The 15,469-nt window shown below is 59.4% G+C and carries 11 protein-coding genes; 3 read left to right on the forward strand and 8 right to left on the reverse strand.

From position 1 onward, the window contains the following. Positions 1–320 precede the first annotated feature (320 nt). Positions 321–1,166, forward strand: coding sequence for a tyrosine recombinase XerC (gene xerC, locus EJA71_RS00865; RefSeq protein ID WP_256671463.1), 846 nt, complete (start codon positions 321–323; stop codon positions 1,164–1,166). Here the strand turns inward: xerC and EJA71_RS00870 are convergent, their stop codons facing one another. From EJA71_RS00870 to EJA71_RS00905, 8 genes are all read right to left on the reverse strand, one after another. Further along, positions 1,167–2,225 carry an ABC transporter ATP-binding protein gene (locus tag EJA71_RS00870; protein WP_158953473.1) on the reverse strand — a complete coding sequence of 353 codons (1,059 nt, stop codon included), beginning with the start codon at positions 2,223–2,225 and terminating at the stop codon, positions 1,167–1,169. Next, on the reverse strand, positions 2,222–3,817 hold the full coding sequence (locus tag EJA71_RS00875) for an iron ABC transporter permease (RefSeq protein ID WP_158953673.1): 1,596 nt from the start codon (positions 3,815–3,817) through the stop codon (positions 2,222–2,224). Before EJA71_RS00875 ends, EJA71_RS00870 begins: the two co-directional genes overlap by 4 nt. 3 nt (positions 3,818–3,820) lie before the next feature. Then, complete coding sequence (locus EJA71_RS00880) at positions 3,821–4,834, reverse strand: iron ABC transporter substrate-binding protein (protein WP_158953475.1); 1,014 nt, start codon at positions 4,832–4,834, stop codon at positions 3,821–3,823. Between the two features lie 221 nt (positions 4,835–5,055). After that, the gene (locus EJA71_RS00885; protein WP_158953477.1) at positions 5,056–5,607 is read right to left on the reverse strand and encodes a membrane integrity-associated transporter subunit PqiC; all 552 of its coding nucleotides are present in this window, start codon (positions 5,605–5,607) and stop codon (positions 5,056–5,058) included. A 16-nt stretch (positions 5,608–5,623) separates the two neighbouring features. Further along, positions 5,624–7,279, reverse strand: coding sequence for an intermembrane transport protein PqiB (locus EJA71_RS00890; RefSeq protein WP_158953479.1), 1,656 nt, complete (start codon positions 7,277–7,279; stop codon positions 5,624–5,626). Positions 7,280–7,512: 233 nt separating this feature from the next. Beyond that, a complete protein-coding gene (locus EJA71_RS00895) occupies positions 7,513–8,814 on the reverse strand; it encodes an FAD-binding oxidoreductase (RefSeq protein WP_158953481.1) in 1,302 nt (433 codons plus the stop codon). Continuing rightward, the gene (locus EJA71_RS00900) at positions 8,811–9,899 is read right to left on the reverse strand and encodes a polyamine ABC transporter substrate-binding protein (RefSeq protein WP_158953483.1); all 1,089 of its coding nucleotides are present in this window, start codon (positions 9,897–9,899) and stop codon (positions 8,811–8,813) included. Before EJA71_RS00900 ends, EJA71_RS00895 begins: the two co-directional genes overlap by 4 nt. A 157-nt stretch (positions 9,900–10,056) precedes the next feature. Next, a complete protein-coding gene (locus EJA71_RS00905; RefSeq protein ID WP_158953485.1) occupies positions 10,057–11,415 on the reverse strand; it encodes a glutamine synthetase family protein in 1,359 nt (452 codons plus the stop codon). 162 nt (positions 11,416–11,577) lie between these two features. On the opposite strand from EJA71_RS00905, the gene EJA71_RS00910 reads away from it, so the two are divergent. Then, complete coding sequence (locus EJA71_RS00910; protein ID WP_158953487.1) at positions 11,578–12,474, forward strand: helix-turn-helix domain-containing protein; 897 nt, start codon at positions 11,578–11,580, stop codon at positions 12,472–12,474. An 87-nt stretch (positions 12,475–12,561) separates the two neighbouring features. Then, positions 12,562–15,357 carry an RHS repeat-associated core domain-containing protein gene (locus EJA71_RS00915; protein WP_158953489.1) on the forward strand — a complete coding sequence of 932 codons (2,796 nt, stop codon included), beginning with the start codon at positions 12,562–12,564 and terminating at the stop codon, positions 15,355–15,357. The last annotated feature ends 112 nt before the right edge of the window (positions 15,358–15,469 follow it).

Raw genomic sequence — 15,469 nt, forward strand, 5'->3', positions numbered from 1 at the left:
TTTCGGGGCAACCTGTTGTAATTAAGGTTATGCCGCTTTTTGTCAAAGGAACATCAAAATACGGTCGGCAATTCGTCTATCTGTAAGCCATACAGCCACCGTTCAGACTTCTTCCGTTCATCGGCGCTTTTAATAGAAAAGTCCTACAGAAGAGTCGCTCCTTATATAAGTTTCTTTGCACTTTTAGTTTGTTTTGTTGAACTGTTTTCTATTCAAGGCCGTTTCGTTTGATTGACTTGTCGAGTACTGAATCCACCCCGTCCAACACTAATCCGCTGACGATTTATCTGGCACGTCTGGCGCCTTCCAGCCAATTGACCATGCGTTATGTCTTGCAGGACGCCGCCGACCGCCTCGGTTTCGAAGACGTCGACATCGAGGAAATCCCCTGGCACGGATTGCAACCCGAAGACGTCGTGGCACTGGTCGCGGCGTTGCGCGCCGACGGCTATGCGCCGAACACCTCGTCGTTGTATGTGAATGCCGTGCGCGGCGTGATGAATGAAGCCTGGCGCATGAGCCTGATCAGCCAGGACCATCTACTGAAAATGCGTTCGGTCAAAGGCATTGCCGGCACGCGGTTGTCCCAGGGGCGCAACTTGAAGCGCACCTTGATTCACGAACTGATGGAAGTCTGCGCCGCCGATCCGCGCCCTCAGGGATTGCGCGACGCAGCGGTGATCGCGCTGTTGTACGGCACCGGCATGCGCAAATCGGAATCGGTCGATCTGGATCTGAATCAGGTGGACTTCCATGAACGCAGCCTGACCGTCACCGGCAAGGGCAACAAACAACTGATCAAGTACGCCCCGGCGTGGGCGTTTGCCAAACTCGATGCATGGCTGGAGTTTCGTCGCGAGCAGCTCAAGGAGGGGGAGAACGACGATACCTTTCTGTTCAACCGCATTCGCCGTGGCAGCCACATTACCCGCGAGCGCATCACCAAACACGCGATCTACTACATCGCCCGTCAGCGTGGCACTCAGGTCGGGGTGAAGATCATGCCCCACGATTTCCGCCGTTCGTTCATCACGCGGGTGATCGAAGAGCACGACCTGTCGATCGCGCAGAAGCTGGCGCACCACAGCAATATCCAGACCACCGCCAACTACGATGTGCGTGATGACAACGAGCGGCGGCGGGTGGTGGATCGCTTCGATCTGTGATCACGGGGCGGCGAATACGTGGGCGGCACCGAGTACCGATAATTGCACCGCGCTGCCGGCAGGTGGCGCGTGCATGCCGGAGCTGCGCACCAACAGCGAGCGACCTGGGTTTTGCGGAGTTTCTGAGCGCAGCTCGACGGTGAGGGTGCAGGTGTTGCCGGCGAAATCCCGTTCGGTGACCACGGCATGACAACCCAGCGCGCCCGTGACCGCGCCGCCCACCTGCAGTTGCTCGGGGCGCAGCATGATCTGCGCCGCGCCGATAAAACCATTGCTGTTCACCGGCACCGGGCCGAGATCGCAGTGTGCCCAACCGGATTCAATGCGCGCCGGCATGACCACGGCTTCGCCGAGAAAATGCGCTGTTTGCTCGTCGCTCGGGTAACGGTAGAGGTCCATCGGATGCCCGGACTGCACCAGACGCCCGCCGCGCATCACCGCCAATTGATCGGCAAACGACAGCGCTTCGCCCTGATCGTGGGTGACCAGAATCGTCGTGACACCGGCATCTTCCAGCAAGCGCGCGACCATTTTGCGCATGGCGCTGCGCAGACCGGTGTCGAGGGCGGAAAACGGTTCATCGAGCAGCATCAATCGCGGTTGCTGGGCCAGCGCTCGGGCAAGGGAAACCCGTTGCTGCTGGCCGCCGGACAATTCATGGGGCCAACGCTGGGCCATGTTGGCGTCCAGCGCAACGCTGTCCATCAGCTGCGCGATGCGCTCGGTTTTTGCCGACCCTGTCAGGGCTAAGCCAAAGCCGATGTTGGCGGCGACGGTCATGTGTGGAAACAGCGCGCCGTCCTGCGGCACGTAGCCAATCTGGCGTTGATAAGCCGGCACGGCGTGGGTGCTGTCGACCAGCACTTGACCGTTGAGGGTCAGGCTGCCGGCGTCGGGGAATTCAAAACCGGCAATCATCCGCAGCAAGGTGGTTTTGCCGGAGCCCGACGGGCCGACAATCACCGTGCGGCTGCCGGTCGGGACGGACAGGCAGATGTCATCCAGCGCTGTTTGCGCGCCGAAGGATTTGCTCAGGGAGATCAGTTCAAGTGCGTTCATCGGCCAGCGGTGCGCCTGGATTGGTGATAGAGAATGGCTGTGAGAGGCAGCGACAGCAGCACCATCAACAGCGCGTAAGGGGCTGCGGCGGCGTAGTCGATTTCACTGGTCATGGCCCAGAAACCGGTGGCCAGGGTGCGCGTGCCGTTGGGGGCTAGCAGCAAGGTCGCGGTCAGTTCATTGGTGATTGCCAGAAACACCAGCGCCGCGCCGGCGGCAGCGCCCGGTGCGGCCAGACGTAAAGTGATCAGCCACAAGGCGCGCAGCGGTGAGCGACCAAGGCTTTGCGCAATGTTTTCCAGTTCCACAGGCGCTTGGGCGAACCCCGCACGCAAACTGACCAGCGCCCGTGGCAGGAACATCAGCAGATAGGCGAGCAACACGGTGAGGGTGGTTTGGTAGATCGGTCGGGCGAAGTGGATGGTCACGGTGACCAGCGCCAGCGCCACGACAATCCCCGGCAGCGAACTGGTGATGTAATTGCAGCCTTCCAGCAGGCGCTGCAATTTGCCCGGCGCACGGATCGACAGCCAGGCAATCGGAATCGCCGCCAGACTAGTCAGCAGCGCACCGGCCACACCGAACGACAGGGTTTGCAGCAGGGCCGGCAACAGCTCGCCACTTTCCCAGACCTCCACACCGCCGGCGATCAACCAGCGGCCCAAGGTCAGTAACGGTACGCCGAGGGCCAACAGGCAAGTGAGGATTTGCAGGCCCAAGCCGAGGGCAACGGCGCTACGACTCAACAGCACCGTGCGTTGTTCGCGCGCACTGCCAGAGCCGACGCGAGCGTAACGCGCCTTGCCACGCGCAGCGGATTCGACGGTGAGCATCGCCAGACAACACAACGCCAGCACCCCCGCCAACATGTTCGCCGCGGGACCATTAAAGGTTGATTTGAACTGATCGAAAATCGCCGTGGTGAAGGTGTCGAAGCGAATCATCGCGTAGAGACCGTACTCGGCCAACAGGTGCAACCCCACCAACAATGCGCCGCCACAAATCGCCAGACGCAACTGCGGCAACACCACCCGGAAAAACACCGCCCACGGCTTGAGGCCGAGGGATTCGGCCACGTCTTCAATCGCCGGATCAAGACGGCGCAAAGTCGCCGCCACCGGCAAATACAGAAATGGAAAATAAGCGATCACCGACACCAGCACGCCGGCGGGCAATCCGTGAATCGATGGAATCAGGCTGACCCACGCATAACTGTGAACGAACGCTGGCACCGCCAATGGCGCGACGGCGAGCAAGGACCACAGACGGCGGGCAGGCAGATTACTGCGTTCGGTCAGCCATGCCAGCGTGGTGCCGAGGACGATGCATAAGGGCAGGGTGATCAACACCAGCAACACCGTGTTGATCAGCAGTTCGGCGACCCGTGGGCGAAACACCAAGGCTTCGATCGTCGCCCAACCGGTCGCCCACGACACGCCGATCACGAACAGAATCGGCAGCAACGACAGCAGGGAAACGCTGATCGCCAAGGCGACCACCCACGAACCCCCGCGACCATTGAGGGCGCGGGTTTTCAGGGCCCGGTGAGCGGAAGAGGCCGCCGCGACGTCCGCCGGTAACGGTTCCGGGATCACTTACAGGATTCCCGCCTGGGTCATCAGCTCGACGGCTTTCTTGCTGTCGAGTTTCGAGGCATCGACTTTTGGCGCATCGAGATCCTTCAACGGCGTCAGTTTCGGGTTGGACGGGGCGCCTTGGCCGACCGCGTATTCAAACGAGGTGCCGCTGTGGAGAATCTCCTGGCCCTCTTTACCGGTGATGTATTTGACGAACTTCTGCGCCTCTTCCTGATGTTTGCTCGACGCCAATACGCCGGCACCGGACGTGCTGACAAACGCGCCCGGGTCTTGATTTTTGAAGTAGTAGAGCTTGGTGTTCTTGCTGTTTTCGCCGGTCTTGGATTGATCAACGAAGCTGTAATAGTGGTAGATCACGCCACTGTCGATCTGCCCGGCGTTCACCGCTTTAAGCACGGCGCTGTTGCCGCGATACACGGTGGCGTTGGTTTTCATGCCTTTGAGCCAGTCGAGGGTGGCGGCTTCGCCTTTCTGCTCCAACACGGCGGCGACGATGGCCTGGAAGTCAGCGCCGGCCGGGGAGGCGGCCCAGCGACCTTTCCATTCGGGTTTGGCCAGGTCCAGCAGGGATTTCGGCAGGTCTTTTTCGGCGAGTTTGGCCGGGTTGTAGACGAACACCGTGGAGCGCGCAGCGATGCCGATCCATTGGCCATGGGCCGGACGATACGCCGCATCCACCTGCTCCAGCGTCGCGGGCGCAATCGGTGCGAACAGCTTGGCGTTGTCGACCAACACCATCGCCGGGGAATTCTCGGTCAGGAACACGTCCGCCGGAGACGCCGAGCCTTCCTGAACCAGTTGATTGCCCATCTCGGTGTCATCGCCATTGCGGATCGTCACTGGAATGCCGGTCTCTTCGGTGAAACCGGCGACCCAGGCTTTGGTCAGGCTTTCGTGCTGGGCGTTGTAAACCAGCAGGCCAACGCCGTCGGCGGCCCACAGCGGAGCAGAACCGAGTAGGGCGGTGGCCAGTACAGCGCGTTTCAGCAAGGCGGGAAGGTGTGGACTCATGGCGGGTGGGCTCCTGGCTTTTTAGACGTTATGGGCAAACCTTCGTCGCACGTGGATGCGAATGGTTTGCAAGTGTTGAGTCGCAGGCAATGTAGGCTGGCAAATGAGAAAAAACCGTCAAAAAGACGGTTAATACATGTCATTCCCATTCAGATTAGCAGCGACTCAACGACGCACGATTGCCGTGCGTCTTAACGTGAGGTTTTTTCTCGGCCAGACACTCAGGAAGAAGCCGGGCAACCGCGCGGGTTGCCCGCCGCCTGACTGATCAGCGCAGCCAGGCGTTTGACGTTGTTCTGCTGGGCTGTGACCAGCTCATCGATGCTCGGCCCCGACGGCGTTTGCAAGGTCGAACGGCACGTGACCAGACCGCTGTCGGTATCGCCCAGCGGACGCAGGCGCCATTTCGCATCGATCAACGCGTATTGGCCGGGGATCGAGTCGAAACGTTGCACCTCGATGCGCACCGAGACATTGCCGCGACCGCTGTTATTGCTCAGTTGATCGACCAGCGCACTGCGCAACTCATCCGCCAGACTCGCCCCCCACCATTCAGTCTCCAGAATCGCCAGGCCGCTATTGCCCTGGCGAATGACGATTTGCGGGCGGTCGACCTGCGGCGGCACGGTAATGCCCTCAATCGGGATTTGCGCCCCGGCGCGGGCGCTGCCCAGTTGCACCGGGGTCAGCGTGTGAAAGCTGATCGGGTCGCTGCGGCAGGCGCTCAGCAACACAACGGCAGCGAGCACGGTGATCTTCAGCGGTAAAGCCATGGTTAAGCTCCTGTGCTCAATTGCGTGGCGGTCCTTTCAGATCCAGTGGCGCCGCGTTGTCGGGACGGCCGCGAATCAGCGACTCCGGATGACGGCCCAGGTAATCCGAGAGTTCACGCAGGGAGCGCGACATGCGCCCGAGCTCTTCGAGGGTTTCGGTGAGTTTTTCGCGTTGCGGTGAGTCCTCGGCCAGCGTCGAGTTGGCGGACTGCAACGTCTTGCTGACATCGGCGAGGGTGTTTTGCACGCCCGGCAAGGTCTTCGCGTTGAATTGGCTCAGGCCTTTGCGCAACTCGACCAGATTGCTGTCGAGGTTGCTGGCGATGCGTTCCACCGGCAGTGCGTTGATCTTGTTGACCATCGCTTCGAGTTTTTCCTGCAGCTGTTCGAGGCTGCCGGGAATGGTCGGGATGCTGACCGGGCGCGCTGTCGGGTCAAACGCGACTTTCGCTGCTTTCGGGTAGAAATCCAGGGCGATGTACAACTGGCCGGTGAGCAGGTTGCCGTTGCGCGCCTGGGCCCGCAGACCGTTTTCGATGAAGGTGCCAATCAGGCGGGCACCGGTCGCCTCGTCGTTTTCGTTGCCATTGAAGGCCTTGAGCATCTTGGTGTGCGCACGGCCCAGGCGCTGCGGATAAATGACGATGCCGACGTTGACCGGAAAAGTGCGTTTGACTTCGTCGAAGTCGAGATTGACGGCGACCACGCGACCGATCTCGACACCGAGGAATTCAACCGGTGCATCGACCTTCAGCCCGCGCAACGCCTGGTCGAAACGCAGGGTCAGGTACTGCGCTTTGCCGTTCGGCGGGGCGAGGGCGGCGGACTGGTCGGCGAACAGTTCGAAGTTCTGGTCTTCAGCGGCGGCCGTGTCGTTGGGGCTGTAATCCGGTGCGCGGAAGGCGATGCCGCCGACCAGCAGGGTCGAGAGTGATTCGGTTTTCACTGCAAAGCCGTTGGCGCCGACATTGACGTCAATGCCGCTGGCGTTCCAGAAACGGGTGTTCTCGGTGACGTAGGCGTCGTTGGGCGAGTGGATGAACACTTCGATGTTCACGCCTTTGCCGTCCGGGTCCAACGCGTACGAGACAACCTGGCCCACCGGGATCTTGCGGTAATAGACCGGCGAACCGATGTCCAGCGAGCCCAGGTCTGCGGTGTGCAGGGTGAACGTCTTGCCCGGTTCGCCGTAGGTGATCGGTGGCGGATTTTCCAGGCCCTTGAAGGTTTTCGCGCGGTTATTGGCCTCGCCAATGTCCGCGCCGATGTAGTCGCCGGACAGCAGGGTATCGATGCCCGAGACGCCGCCAGCACCGATTCTTGGGCGTACCACCCAGAACTGTGAGTCTTCGCGGGTAAAGCTTTCGGCCTGCTTGGCCAGTTTGATCGTGGCGTTGACGCTTTTGTGATCGTCGGCCAGCTCGACCTCCGAGACATGTCCGATCACCACGTTGCGGTATTTGACTTCAGTTTTATTGGCGGTGAGGCCGTCACCGGTCTTGAACGTGACGGTGATGGTCGGGCCTTCCTGGAGGATGTTATGTATGACCAGCGAGATGCCCACCAGTACGGCGACAATCGGCACGATCCATACAAGTGAAATGCCGAAACGGCGGGTTTTGACTGGGGCTTGGCCTGGTGCTCGCGGCTCGTCGATGGCTGACGACTTCATCCATGTCCTCCTTAATTCATTGGGCACTGAGCGTCAGGAACGCAAAAGCACTTCATCAATATAGAAGTGCCTTGCGATAGAGCAACCCGAAAGGATTAATTCCTTGAACGTTCCCACGCTCTGCGTGGGAATGCAGCCCGTGACGCTCCGCGTCACTGGACGCAGAGCGTCCCTTGAGGCATTCCCACGCGGAGCGTGGGAACGATCAGATCGCGACAGCGCTGATTGTCCTGTCAGCCGAGGATTTCGCGCAGCCGATACCAGAACATGCCCAATGCCAGCAGCGGCGAGCGCAGTGCCGGGCCGCCGGGGAAGGTCATGTGTGGCACACCACTGAACACGTCCATGCCTTGACTGTGCCCGGCGTGAATCGCCTCGCCGAGCAGTTTCGCGCACCAGTGCGTGACGTTCAGGCCGTGCCCGGAATAGCCCTGAGCATAGAACACGTTGGGGTGTTGCTTGAGTCGCCCGACCTGCGGAAAGCGGTTGGCGGTGATGCCGATCTTGCCGCCCCATTGGTAATCGATGCGCACATCCGCCAGTTGCGGGAATACCTTGAGCATCTTCGGGCGCATGTAGGCGGCGATGTCCGCCGGATCCCGTCCTGAATAGTGACAGGCACCGCCGAACAGCAAACGCCGATCTGCCGAGAGCCGGTAGTAGTCGAGGCCGACTTTCTGGTCGCACACCGCCAGATTGTGCGGAATCAATTGCGCGGCGCGCTCCTCGGACAACGGTTCGGTGGCGATAATGTAACTGCCGGCGGGCAGCACTTTGCCACTGAGCTGTTGTTCGAGTTCGTCCAGATGCGCGTTGCAGCCGAGCACCAGACTGCCGGCACGCACGGTGCCGCTTGCGCAGCGCACTTGCACGGTTGCGCCGTGGATGATTTCCAGCACGTGGCTTTGCTCGAAAATCCGTACGCCCAGCGCTGCTGCCAGTCGCGCCTCGCCTTGCACCAGATCCAGCGGATGCAGGTGGCCGGAGCCCATGTCGACGAGGCCACCGGCGTAGATGTCGGAATTCACCACTTGCTGGCGGATCTGCTCCGGGCCGATCAACCGGGTTTCGTGGGCATAACCGAGTTCGGCGAGGTCGACCAGCTCATCCTTGAACGCAGCGAACTGCGCCGTGGTGTTGGCCAGATCGCAGAAGCCCCAGCGCAGGTCGCACTCGATACCGTTGTCGCCGATGCGCTGGCGCACCAGTTCCACCGAATCGATGCCGGCGCGCTGCAAGTAACGCACGCCTTCCTGACCGACATACTTGGCGAAACCGTCGACGTCATGACCGATTCCGCGAATCAACTGCCCGCCATTGCGGCCGCTGGCGCCCCAGCCGATGCGCCGCGCTTCAATCAACACCACTGACAAACCGCGCTGCGCCAGTTCGATGGCGGTGTTGACGCCGGTGAATCCGCCGCCGATCACGCAGACATCGGCAGTCAGATCACCGTCCAGCGTCGAATACGGTGTGGTCGCCCGCGCTGAAGCGGCGTAGTAGGAGCGGGCGTGTTCCTGGGTGTACTGATTCATTTGTTCGACTTCACTTTGCTCCAGGACCGGGTCATCAGACGCATGATCGCTTGAGGCGGGGTGGTAGAGATGTAGAGCTTGTCGAGCACTTCTTGAGGCGGATAAACCTCAGGGTTATTGACCAAATCCTGGTCCATGTACTGCTTGGCGGCCGGGTTCGGGTTGGCGTAACCGACGGACGCGCTGACCTTGGCGATCACTTGTGGATCGAGCAGGTAATTAATGAAGGCGTGGGCTTCTTTGGTGTTGCTGGCGTCAGCGGGGATGGCCAACAGATCGAACCAGAGGTTGGCGCCTTCTTTGGGAATGGCATAGGCGATGTTCACGCCGTTCTTGGCTTCCTTGGCGCGGTTGGCGGCCTGGAACACGTCGCCGGAATAACCGAACGCCACGCAGATATCGCCGTTGGCCAGATCGGATACGTATTTCGACGAGTGGAAATAGGTGATGTACGGGCGGATGCTCAGCAGTTTAGCTTCCGCTTTTTTGAAGTCTTCCGGGTTCTCGCTGCGCGGGTCCATGCCCATGTAATTGAGCACGGCGGGGAATACTTCGTCGGCGGAGTCCATCATCGACACGCCGCACTGGCTGAGTTTTTTCAGGTTTTCAGGCTCGAACAGCACGGCCCAGGAATCGATGTGATCGATGCCCAGCACTTGCTTGACCTTGTCGACGTTGTAGCCGATGCCGTTGGTGCCCCACAGGTACGGCACGGAATGCGCGTTGCCGGGGTCATTTTTTTGCAGCAGTTCGAGCAACTTCGGATCGAGATTCTTGAAGTTCGGCAGTTGCTCGCGATCCAGTTTGAGGAACGCGCCAGCCTTCACCTGACGGGCAAGGAAGTGGTTGGACGGCACCACCACGTCATAACCGGTCCGACCGGCGAGGAGTTTGCCTTCCAGGGTTTCGTTTGAGTCGAAAACGTCGTAGATCACCTTGATCCCGGTTTTGGCCTGGAAGTCGGCGAGGGTGGTTTCGCCAATGTAGTCGGTCCAGTTGTAGACGCTGACTTGGGGCTGGGCTTGGGCGGCGACGCTGCACATCAGGGCCAGTGTGGCGGGAACCAGGGTTTTCAATAGACGCATTTCGACACCTCTTCTTAGAATGATCGTTCCCACGCTCTGCGTGGGAATGCCTCAACGGACGCTCCGCGTTCGGCTTTGAATGGGACGCGGAGCGTCCCGGGCTGCATTCCCACGCAGAGCGTGGGAACGATCGACACAGGGGATCTTTTTAGGTTGGTCAGACGCTCATCATCAGGAACTCACGCTCCCACGAGCTGATCACGCGCTTGAAGTTTTCATGCTCGGCGCGTTTCACCGCGACATAACCCCGCACGAACTTGTCGCCGAGGTACTTCGCGACGGTTTCGCACTCTTCCATTTGCGTCAACGCTTCTTCGATGGTGATCGGCAGGCGCAGGTTGCGGCGTTCGTAGGCGCGGCCCTGTACGGCGGCGCTCGGTTCGATGCCTTCGACCATGCCGATGTAACCGCAGAGCAAGCTCGCGGCGATGGCCAGGTATGGGTTGGCGTCGGCGCCCGGCAGGCGGTTTTCCACGCGCATCGCCTCAGGGCTGGAGGTCGGCACACGCAGGCCGACGGTGCGGTTTTCTTCGCCCCATTCGACGTTGACCGGTGCCGAGGTGTCCGGCAGGAAGCGGCGGAACGAGTTAACGTTCGGCGCGAACATCGGCAGCACTTTCGGGATGTATTTCTGCAAACCGCCGATGTAATGCAGGAACAGCTCGCTCATCTGCCCGTCGTCATTGGCGAAGACCGGCTTGCCGGTGGCGATGTCGACCACGCTTTGGTGGATGTGCATGGCGCTGCCCGGCTCGTCGCCGATCGGCTTGGCCATGAACGTCGCGGCGACATTGTGCTTGAGCGCGGCCTCACGCATGGTGCGTTTGAACACGGTGATCTGGTCAGCCAGATCCAGCGCGTCGCCGTGGCGGAAGTTGATTTCCATCTGCGCCGGGCCGTCTTCGTGGATCAGTGTGTCCAGATCCAGACCTTGCAGTTCGCACCAGTCATAGACGTCTTCGAACAGCGGATCGAATTCGTTGGCGGCATCGATGGAAAACGACTGCCGACCGCTTTCCGCGCGGCCCGAGCGGCCCAGCGGCGCCTTGAGTGGCAAGTCCGGGTCTTCGCAGCGTTGGGTCAGGTAGAACTCCATTTCCGGCGCGACAATCGGCTTCCAGCCTTTGTCGGTGTACAGCTGCAAGACTTTCTTCAGCACGTTGCGCGGCGACAGTTCGATCGGGTTGCCGAACTTGTCGAAGGTGTCGTGGATGACGATGGCGGTCGGTTCGATCGCCCATGGAATCACGTAGACCGCGTCAGCCACTGGCTTGCAGACCATGTCGATGTCGGCAGGATCGAGCAGGTCGTAGTAGATGTCGTCGTCGACAAAATCCCCGGTTACCGTTTGCAGCAGCACACTTTCCGGCAGGCGCATGCCTCGCTCATGCAGGAACTTGTTGGTCGGTGCGATCTTGCCGCGGGCGATGCCGGTCAGGTCACTGACCACACATTCGACTTCGGTAATCTTGTGATCTTTCAGCCACGTGAACAGCTGATCGAAAGGGGCATTCATAAAGACCTCGTTATTGGTTTCATAGACGCCGGGGAGGGCGGGTTTCATCTTCCGCCCCTTCCCCTGTGGCGCGTTGACGACTATCTTGGGCGAGCCTTGCAGTTCCATCTATCCACTTTAAGCAGCACCAAAGCGCACCAAAAGAGTGCGCAAGGTCACCCCATGACAATGTGCAATCCGCTTCAGGTTCAAGCGTTCAACACCGCCGATGTGGCCGAGCAAGTCCGCGCCACACCGGGCTGGGTTCAGCATTACCAACAGATGTCGCCGGGGCATTTCGCCGGGCAGATTCGCTACCTGGATCTGCAAGGTGTCGAGGTCTACGAAGAACAGATGAATACCCGGGTCGAGCAGAATTTCAGCGCGCCGTCGGGTGCTTTGGCGTTCTGTTTTGATCGCAGTGACAACGCGCTTTATCTGCTCAATGAAGAGAGCCGCAACATCTGGATCACCCCGGAGAACTACCAGGAAATTGCCGTGGTGTTCGGCCCGGAATTCGTTCGTCAGCACGGCCTCGATGTGGAAAAACTCGAAGGCTTGTTCATGACCCAGCTCAATTGCGGACAGAACGCCTTGTTCAGTCGCTGGTTAAGCTCGACTCTCACGAAGTTGTCGCAAGCTATTGATCCGTTTGATAAAGATGCGCTGACCAAGCAGCTGTTGGACGACTGTCTGTTCATCCTCGACAACGCGCGGGTATGCCTGGACGGCGGGGGATTGCAGCGGCGCACTGAAGAGCGAAGCATCATGAAACGCATTGGCGAGTGGGCCGCTGATTCGCCGGAAGACACGGTCAATCTGCTCCAGCTTTCCAATGTTGCGGGCGTGTCGTTGCGCCAGTTGCAACACGCGTTCAAGGCGTACACCGGCATGACCCCGAGTCACTGGCTGCGTCTGCGTCGACTGAACAGTGCGCACCGTGAATTGCTCAAGCGCCGCCCCTCGGAAACCACGGTCGCCGAGGTGGCGATGCAGTGGTCGTTCTGGCATTTGGGGCGGTTTTCAAGCAGTTATCGCGCGTTGTTCAAGGAGTTACCGAGCGAGACGCTCAAGCGATGAGCCGCGTCCATCGTCATGTAGAACCCCCGCCTGATTGACGTTGTTGGCGCGCCGGCTAAGCTGACCTGATTCCAGGGAGGCCCAGACATGGCAGGGAATCTTCACTACCACACGCCTACAATCACAGCGTCTGACCCTCGTGGGCTGAAAGTGCGAACCGTCAGTTACCACCGTCGTCGATCCGACGCACCGGTTCAGACGCGCGTCAATCGCCAACTGCACGATGCCGCTGGCCGCATGTGCGCGAGTTGGGACCCGCGTCTATGGGCATTGCACGAGCTGGAAGGTGATGTCGCTCCCAATCTGCAAACGCACTACAACCTTGCTAGCGTGCCGGTTCGCCGACAAAGCGTGGACTCAGGATGGCAGCTGAGTCTCCTCGGCGTGGCGGGCCAGCTTTTATCGGTCTGGGACTCGCGCTCCAGTCTGTTCCTGCATTTTTATGACTCCCGGTTACGTCTGACCGACTCCAGCGAACAGGCGCCGGGCGTCACAGAGCGATACGTAGAGCGCCTGCGCTATGCCGGTGCCGAAGCCGACGCGGGCAGTAATTTGCGCGGGCAGCTGTTGCGCCATGACGACGGCGCAGGCAGTCGAACCTGGGGCGGGTACGACCTGCACGGGCAGCCAGCGATAGAAACCCGACGCTTTCTCAATACTCTGCAAATGCCCGACTGGACGCAAGACGAGGATGGTCGGGAAATATGGCTGGAGCCCGCCGGTTTCTCTTCTGTCTGGGTTCGTAATCCCAACGCTCAAACCGTCAGTCAGACGGATGCCAGCGGCAATTCGCAGTCTCGATTGTTTAACCTGGCCGGTGACGTCAGAGAAGTCTGGATGATGTTGGCGCAGACAACGCTTGCGCACAGTGTGGTGAGTTCGGTCACTTATGATGCCTACAGGCATGTCATTTCCCAGACGGCGGGAAAAGGGATTGTTCTCAGTGCCGAATTTGACCCCGCGAACGGCAGGCTTGCGCGGCGGACGGTGCGCAAACCGGATCATCATCTCTTGTTGGATCTGAGGTATGCCTATGACGCGATGGGCAATGTGTTGAGGGAGGAAGATCGAGCGCAAGCTGTACAGTTTCATCGTAATCAACGCGTCGAACCGGTTACCAACTACCGGTATGACTCGCTGTATCAACTTGTTGAGGCGACAGGCAAGGAAAGTATATTCGCCACGGGGGGGCCAGGGCTCCCGGATATCGCGCCTATCGGGGACACCAGCCGCCAGCGAAATTACCAGGAACAGTATGATTACGACGCCGCAGGCAATCTACTGGAGTTGCAACATCAGGCGGAGAACGGCAATTTCCGGCGCCGGATGAAAGTTGCACCGCGCAGTAATCGAAGTGTGCCCTGGATAGACGGTGGCCGTGAACCTGATCCTGACGCTTTCTTTGATCCGAACGGAAACCAGCAGGTATTGCAACCAGGCCAGGCGATGGAATGGAGTTTGCGCAATCAACTGCGGCAAGTCAGTCAGGTTGTGCGCAGAGATGCCGCCAACGACAGTGAGCTTTACCAATATGACGCATCGGGATCGCGGCTGCGCAAGTCACGCATGACAACATCTGGATCGCAGGGGCAGTTATCGGCCACCCACTACCTGCCAGCACTTGAGTTGCATACCGATACCATGACCGGTGAAAGGCTTCAGGTTATTGATGTCGTAGCCGGAGTTCTGGATCTGCGCGTGTTGCACTGGGATTCAGTACCGCCACAGGGTTTGGCCAACGATCGCTTTCGTTATGCCGTGCACAACCTGTTGGGAAGCGTGTCGTTAGAACTGGATGAAAACGGCCGCGTGATCAGCCACGAGGAATATCACCCCTATGGAAGTACAGCGTGGTGGGCGTCGGGCTCTGCTGTAGAGGCGAGTTACAAGAGTGTTCGATACTCGGGAAAGATCCGTGATGCAACGGGACTTTATTATTACGGAAAGCGCTTTTACGCCCCGTGGTTGATGCGTTGGCTCAGCACCGATCCTGCACTGGAGGCTGATGGATTGAACCTTTATCAGATGGTGGGGAGTAATCCGGTTTCGTACAGGGACGCCGACGGCCGTAACCGGGAGAGTATTGGGCAAGGCAATCAAATCGTTCCTCCAGACCAACGCTTGGCCGTCGCCGAAACGATGATTGAACGGATCAGTGCGTATGAGCCGGCATTGACGGAAGTCCTGGATAAAGCCGCCGCGGAGCTCGGTGCGGAGCTTTATGGTCGGGAATATAGAGTGAAGGGTGCAGAATCGCTCGCGCAGAAGTTGAGTGTGGCGCCGCCGGATCAAATGAATGATGTACTTCGCTACACCATAGGCTTTCCTTTCGGCACTGAGGGGCCAATCAGTGAACAGGACCAGCAGTCCTTCGTTCAAGGCGTGGTCCGAACGTTTCATGCATTGGGCAGCGAAGGCTATCAGCCGGTGCTGATCCGCAATACATTTTTCCCGGATCAGAGCTATCGAGGGATTAACGCGAATTTCCTTTTACCCGATGGCAAAACCAAGTTCGAAGTTCAAGTGCATACCGCACAAAGCTATAAAGTTAAAAGTGAAGGTCACGGCCGATACGAAGCCATACGTACGCTTGAACGAGAACTGGCGGGAAGTGCGGTAGATGAAAGCAAGCGGTTGACGATCGCGTTGGAACTGGAGGACAGAAAGGCCGGTCACCGAGAGGCGTCGGCTGTCATCGCAACGCCTGTGGGCATCCAGGAATGGGTTCCGAGCAAACCGGAAATGCAAGGCTTCAAATGGCAGCCTCGTCAACTCGATCCGCAGCAGCGAGCGTTTTATGAGCAGAGAGTCAAAAGCAACAGAAAACAACTGGGTCAAAGTCGCCAAGGGAGTAAAACTGTTCAGCGACGTCATTCCTTCTGACGTCCGCCAAGGTTTTCTTTTTACAGCCTTGCAAGGTGCTGCACACCGAGGCGAGTTAAGGCAGATCTGGCAACGAGGGCGCAGTCGACCGGTGTGACGGCTAAAAAAGCCC

It is taken from the genome of Pseudomonas sp. PB106 (assembly GCF_009764645.1).
Classification (GTDB): domain Bacteria; phylum Pseudomonadota; class Gammaproteobacteria; order Pseudomonadales; family Pseudomonadaceae; genus Aquipseudomonas.